The 5,436-nt window shown below is 32.4% G+C and carries 8 protein-coding genes; 4 read left to right on the forward strand and 4 right to left on the reverse strand.

Annotated elements, in window-relative coordinates:
• The 4 genes from ABX784_RS15175 to ABX784_RS15190 form a co-directional block, all read left to right on the forward strand.
• Positions 1 to 257: hypothetical protein (locus tag ABX784_RS15175; protein ID WP_372655908.1), on the forward strand; the 257-nt coding region annotated here is incomplete at its 5' end.
• 16 nt (positions 258 to 273) lie between these two features.
• A complete protein-coding gene (locus tag ABX784_RS15180) occupies positions 274 to 1,269 on the forward strand; it encodes a redoxin domain-containing protein (protein ID WP_372655909.1) in 996 nt (331 codons plus the stop codon).
• A 14-nt stretch (positions 1,270 to 1,283) separates the two neighbouring features.
• Positions 1,284 to 1,706, forward strand: coding sequence for a TQO small subunit DoxD (locus ABX784_RS15185; protein ID WP_372655910.1), 423 nt, complete (start codon positions 1,284 to 1,286; stop codon positions 1,704 to 1,706).
• Positions 1,699 to 2,118: a hypothetical protein gene (locus ABX784_RS15190; RefSeq protein ID WP_372655911.1), complete on the forward strand. Its 420-nt coding sequence runs from the start codon at positions 1,699 to 1,701 to the stop codon at positions 2,116 to 2,118. Before ABX784_RS15185 ends, ABX784_RS15190 begins: the two co-directional genes overlap by 8 nt.
• A 57-nt stretch (positions 2,119 to 2,175) precedes the next feature.
• Here ABX784_RS15190 and ABX784_RS15195 read toward each other — a convergent pair whose 3' ends face one another.
• From ABX784_RS15195 to ABX784_RS15210, 4 genes are all read right to left on the reverse strand, one after another.
• Positions 2,176 to 3,237 carry an SAM-dependent methyltransferase gene (locus ABX784_RS15195; protein ID WP_372655912.1) on the reverse strand — a complete coding sequence of 354 codons (1,062 nt, stop codon included), beginning with the start codon at positions 3,235 to 3,237 and terminating at the stop codon, positions 2,176 to 2,178.
• Between the two features lie 103 nt (positions 3,238 to 3,340).
• Entirely contained in the window at positions 3,341 to 4,045 is a 705-nt protein-coding gene (locus tag ABX784_RS15200) for an HNH endonuclease family protein (protein WP_372655913.1), read from the reverse strand.
• Positions 4,046 to 4,125: 80 nt separating this feature from the next.
• Positions 4,126 to 4,854: an SDR family oxidoreductase gene (locus tag ABX784_RS15205; RefSeq protein ID WP_372655914.1), complete on the reverse strand. Its 729-nt coding sequence runs from the start codon at positions 4,852 to 4,854 to the stop codon at positions 4,126 to 4,128.
• 106 nt (positions 4,855 to 4,960) lie between these two features.
• Positions 4,961 to 5,311: a hypothetical protein gene (locus ABX784_RS15210; protein ID WP_372655915.1), complete on the reverse strand. Its 351-nt coding sequence runs from the start codon at positions 5,309 to 5,311 to the stop codon at positions 4,961 to 4,963.
• Positions 5,312 to 5,436: the final 125 nt, after the last annotated feature.

The following is a 5,436-nucleotide window of genomic DNA, read 5'->3' on the forward strand; positions in this document are numbered from 1 at the left end:
AATCTTCAATAGTACTCCTCGCAATCTTTTCGATAGGATCGATTCTACCAATTCTATTTTTCTCTTACGGTGCAAAGTCCTTAGTCATGAAAATACAAAAGAAGAGTTTAGACAACTCTAAGTATACGAAGCTAGGTCTAGGTTTATTTTGCGGAGTCATGTCGATACTTATTTTAACTGGTCTAGATAAGAACTTAGAAACAGCAATACTTAATATATTACCAGAAGCAATAACAAATATATCACTAACTATATAATAAAGGGGTTACAAAAATGAAGTATTTTTTACTAACAGTATTACTCACTCTTGGAATTAATTTACAGGCCAAAGAAGACAATAGTGCTAAGATCAATAAATTTGTGAAAGAAAACAAAAATGTACTTGTTCATGTTCACGCAACTTGGTGCCCATCATGTAAAGTTCAAAAGAAAATACTCGACTCAATGAAAGATAAGAATTTTGAATTACTTGAAGTAGACTTCGATAGTGATAAAAAATTTTTAAAGAGCAATAAAGTATTTCAACAATCTATGTTAATAGCATTCAGAGATGGAAAAGAGAGTAAGCGAGTTTTTGGAATTACTAAAGAGGATAAAATCATGGCATTTACTAAAGATAATTTCCCAAGTTCACTACAAGAGAAAATGAATAAAAGAAGAAGTAAATCTAAGGCGCCTAGTGCTGCGAAACTAACAATGAAGCAAGCTGAAGAAAGACTTAGAGAGTCGGGAATAATTGCAAAGGCAAAAAAGAAAGGTGACCAATATATAGATTTTAATCTTCCAAACATTAATGGAAAATCAGTAAAACTATCGGAAAAGCTTAAAGATGGACCAATCATACTGACATTCTACAGAGGTGGATGGTGTCCATACTGCAATATGCAACTAAAAGCATATCAAGAAAACTTAGAAAAATTCGAAGAAGCAGGTGGGCAATTGATTGCTATCTCACCTGAGTCAATGGAATCAGGTTCAACGACTGTGAAGAAGAATGAGTTAAAGTTTGAAATCTTAACTGATGATTTAAATAAAGAAGCAAGAAAGTATGGACTAGTATTTAAACTAGATGATGATTTGAAAGAAGTATATTTGAAGTTTGGTCTAGATCTTGAAAAAAATCAAGGAAATGACAGCTGGGAAGTACCAATTCCTGCAACATATGTAATTGATAAAACTGGTAAGATTGTATACTCATTTTTAAATGTTGATTACGTTCAAAGAGCAGAGCCTAGTGAAATATTATCAGCATTAAAAAAGCTACAATAAGGATTAGGTGAAAGATGAAGAACTATAAAGAATATAATTATTTACTCCTAAGAGCTGTAATGGGGATAAATATGACTATACACGGAGGAGTTAGACTCTTTGGGGACTATAGTGCCTTTATTTCAAAGATGGAGAAAATGTTCGAACCAACATTTCTTCCAAATTTTTTAATAAGTTTTGGTGCAAATTTTATTTCTCCAGTTGAATTTATCTTTGGAATATTTCTTTTAATTGGATTTAAAACAAAAATATCCATTCTAGTCCTCAACCTTAATATGATGTTACTCATATCAGGAGTGTGCCTTTTACAAAAATGGGAACTTGCTGGACTACAAATGGCCTACGTACTCTATCTCTTCTTCATTGGAAACTTTATAGAATTTAATAAGGTGTCAGTAGACCACCTACTTATTACAAAAGGAAAGAACAATGAATAAAGTATTACTCATAACAAATTTCATCAATGGGCTATTACTCGTAAGATTTTCTCTTTCAAAGCTATTTGCTTGGCCTATATCTGTAAAAGCCTTTATTGAAATGGCAAAGCCACTCGGAATTGACCCTACCTTCTTTAGACTCTTTACAGGTGTCATTATCACATCCATCTGTCTTGGTTACTTCGCAAACTTCTACCTAATCATCTCTAAGAAAGCTCAAGTTGCCATCAAAGGGATTCCTTTCATTCAATTATCAAATATTGTGGGAATTGGGGTTATGATTGGAGCATTGATTTCTGAATTTGCATTAAGAGAAGTACCAAAATGGCCGCTCGTAATTATAGCGTCAGTGATTATTTTATTCTCTATCTTAAATCTTGCTCAGTTTAACAAATTACTTAATAAAAAATAGTAATATCAACCTTCTTACTATCTATTAATTTAAAATAGATAGTAAGGATTACTAAGTCTATAGAGAACTAAAAATACAGAGGTTACTTTCATCAATATAAACGGCCTTAGGCCATGCATACTTCTTAGCAATATCGCTTAGCCAGCCTCGAGCATTTCCCTTTGTAACAATCGTCACCTTCTTTCTCGTACTTATTTCAATGATTTGATCAAGAATATACTTATATGTTTCCTCAGAAAAAGGATCATATAGGTAGTAGTAATCTGCATCTGGAATTTTAAATGACTTAAGAGATAGATCTTGAACCTTGAAATCTAGTTTTTCATCAAGCCCTAGGGCCTTACATGCAATATTAGATATATCAACACGATGTGGAACATACTCATAGCCAATGAAGTTTATATCAGGTCTCAATAAAGAACATACAAGTCCTACCCTACCGTATCCAGAGCCTAAATCTATAACAGTACTACCAACCTCAGCTTCAATTCGATGAAGAGCTAAAAGAATTGTTGAATACCCAGACTGAACACCAACTCCCGACCCTTGATACAGTCTCTCTTTAGTTACTCTATCAATATCCATATTTAAATCTAGAGAATAATTTAAATTAAAAATATCATCGAGACGATCAAAAGTACGATACAAACGAAGACCTTGATAACCTAGAGATTGATCTTGTGCCTCTTTGAATTTTTCTTCTGAAAGAAAGTGACTCTTCATCTCTTTTAAAGACTCAATCAAAAACGATTTCATATCATCTTTAGAGCGAGTTTTAATTAGTTTTAAAATATTCTTTTCTATAGTTTTAGCGTTCTTTAAAACATTTGATATATTTCCAGAACCACTCTTTATTAAGAACTCTTGTAAAAAGACAATCTCTTTTAGTTCATTTAAAAAGAATGGAGAAATAAACTTTTCATAAGTAGTCTTAATATCTAGGTCTTGATCAAGCTTATCTTGAAGCCACAATTGCTCTTTTATAAAACTCATAACTTCAATAAGAAGTGCAGAGCTCACATAAAGGTGGGCCAATTGGCTTGGTGTAAATTTAGATGTACAAAAAGTTAGATCTTGCTCATTCAGAAGCTCAAGTAGAGCATTTTCAGATATTTTCATATAGCACCCATGTATAAAGACCATGGTTGCTATTCATGAGCAGTGTTTATAAAGTTGAAAAACAATAGCCTTTCAAACTACCTAAGTAAAGAAATCTAAGAGCTTATTGACAATTCATGTCCCTATATTGATCTATTAATAGTGGAGAAATTCTTAGTTCATATTTTTCTTTGATTAGAATCCACTTCGCTATATATTTACAAGCGTAATTCTTATTCACTGGTAGCCACTCAAGAGGTGTTTTCGCTCCTTTTCTCCTATTATACTTAAGGTTAGTAATAACTAAGTTCTCATAGTCATTTGCAAACTCTTCCCTTTTTTTTGAAGTCCATTTACTAGCACCGCTTATCCAGGCATCTTTAAGAGGAACAATATGGTCAATATCTATATCTGATGCTTTGCTTAGCTCTTCTCTGTAGTAATAATCATTCCATAGTCCATTTACGACTCTGCAGTTAGAAATATTTACTTCAACTAAAGATCTAATCTTTAATACTTCCGCTCTAGTATCTAAGCAATTCTTATCGTCATCAGTCCAATGTTTAAACTCTTTCCTACTATACTGCTTTTCATCTGTAGCTATTTGTTCCTTTATTCCACCTAAAAATTGCTCTGCTTCTATTTTAGATAAAAAGTTCTTCCCTCTTAAATTAAAATTTGACTTAGAGTGACAGTGAAAAGATTGTGACTTGTTATGATTGTGACATCCTTTTAATTTTCCCTTCTCTATTGTTCTACCACTATGCGAGTGAGCATTATGAATAAAAAGAGTGAAAGAAATCAGGGTGATAAAGGTCTTTATTGTCATTGAAAAATTATATCATACATAACTTTCTAAACAGAAAAGGCATCTAAGATGAGAAGAAGATGCCTCAATAAAAAATAAGATTAAACAATTCCGCCATTCGCTCTTAAAACCTGTCCATTAACCCATGAGCTGTCTGAACTCGTGAAGAAGCTCACTACACCTGCAATATCCTCAGGGCGACCAAGTCTTTCTAGTGGTGACATTTTCTTAAAGTTCTCAATTTGCTCTTCAGTCTTACCTGTTAAGAATAAATCCGTTGAGGTTGGTCCAGGAGCAACACAATTAACAGTTATATTCTTCCCTCTTAATTCTCTTGCATAAGTATATGACATAGATTCAACTGCGGCCTTAGATGCGTTATAGACAGCATATCCTGGAATTCCAAGAGCAATAGCACTACTAGTTAAATTAATGATGGCCCCGTCCTTTTTAAGTCTGGTTGCAGCACATTGAAGAGAGTTAAAAGTCCCTTTTAAATTTACAGCTAAAATTTGGTCAAACTTATCTTCAGTAAAATCAGAAATCGTACTAAGTGACATAATGCCTGCATTATTTACTAGGACATCGACTCTACCAAATTCACTCTCAGCAGTATCGAATAGAGAGAGTACTTCATTCATCTTACTTACATCAGCTTTAACAGCTATTCCATTAGCGCCATATTCTTTTATTTCATTAACAACTTCTTGAGCGGCCTCTAAATTTGACGAGTAATTTACGACAACATTAAGGCCATCCTTGGCTAGTCTTAAAGCTATCGCTTTTCCTATCCCTCTAGATGAACCAGTTACAATTGCAGTTCTTTTCATATATAGCTCCATATTTTAATCAAATCTGTGTTTAACACTATCTATTATAACAAATAGAAGCAGAGGACCCAATAATCCTCTTAAAAATTCTAAGTAAAAGGAGTTTTCATATAGATTGTGTGATTATTTCTTTAGGAAACTCTTTTCCTATGACATCAAACTTTGAAGAAAATTCTTGAAAGTCACTCTTCTCATGACCAGTTGTTAGATAGAGGTTTCGATACCCCAAGATATACAACTCAAGTAATACTTGGCACCCCTTTTTATGATTATCGCCAAGGTCTTGATCAATAAAAAAATAAACTTCCAAAGGAAAATTATTCTTATCAAGATTAACACTTTCATAATTAGAGAAAGTCTGAATATTAATACCTATTTTTTCTGCCTGTTGCTTCCATGTGTATTGAATCAAAAGGTCATCTTCAATATGAATGATTAATTTCTTTTCTTGCATCATAATATCTCTAAAATTATTTTATAATAGATATAAGTATATGCTCTAATTCTACATTAATTTTATTAGAAATTACTTTTTATTATGAATAAATACTAATACTCAATATTTATTAAATGAAGTCCTCT

The sequence above is a fragment of the Halobacteriovorax sp. genome (assembly GCF_041587335.1).
GTDB lineage: Bacteria > Bdellovibrionota > Bacteriovoracia > Bacteriovoracales > Bacteriovoracaceae > Halobacteriovorax.

Bases quoted from the DNA above. Each gene is read 5' to 3' on its own strand.
- ABX784_RS15180 (WP_372655909.1), top strand. From the start codon at position 274: ATGAAGTATTTTTTACTAACAGTATTACTCACTCTTGGAATTAATTTA.
- ABX784_RS15210 (WP_372655915.1), bottom strand. From the start codon at position 5,311: ATGATGCAAGAAAAGAAATTAATCATTCATATTGAAGATGACCTTTTG.
- ABX784_RS15205 (WP_372655914.1), bottom strand. From the start codon at position 4,854: ATGAAAAGAACTGCAATTGTAACTGGTTCATCTAGAGGGATAGGAAAA.
- ABX784_RS15200 (WP_372655913.1), bottom strand. From the start codon at position 4,045: ATGACAATAAAGACCTTTATCACCCTGATTTCTTTCACTCTTTTTATT.
- ABX784_RS15195 (WP_372655912.1), bottom strand. From the start codon at position 3,237: ATGAAAATATCTGAAAATGCTCTACTTGAGCTTCTGAATGAGCAAGAT.
- ABX784_RS15190 (WP_372655911.1), top strand. From the start codon at position 1,699: ATGAATAAAGTATTACTCATAACAAATTTCATCAATGGGCTATTACTC.
- ABX784_RS15185 (WP_372655910.1), top strand. From the start codon at position 1,284: ATGAAGAACTATAAAGAATATAATTATTTACTCCTAAGAGCTGTAATG.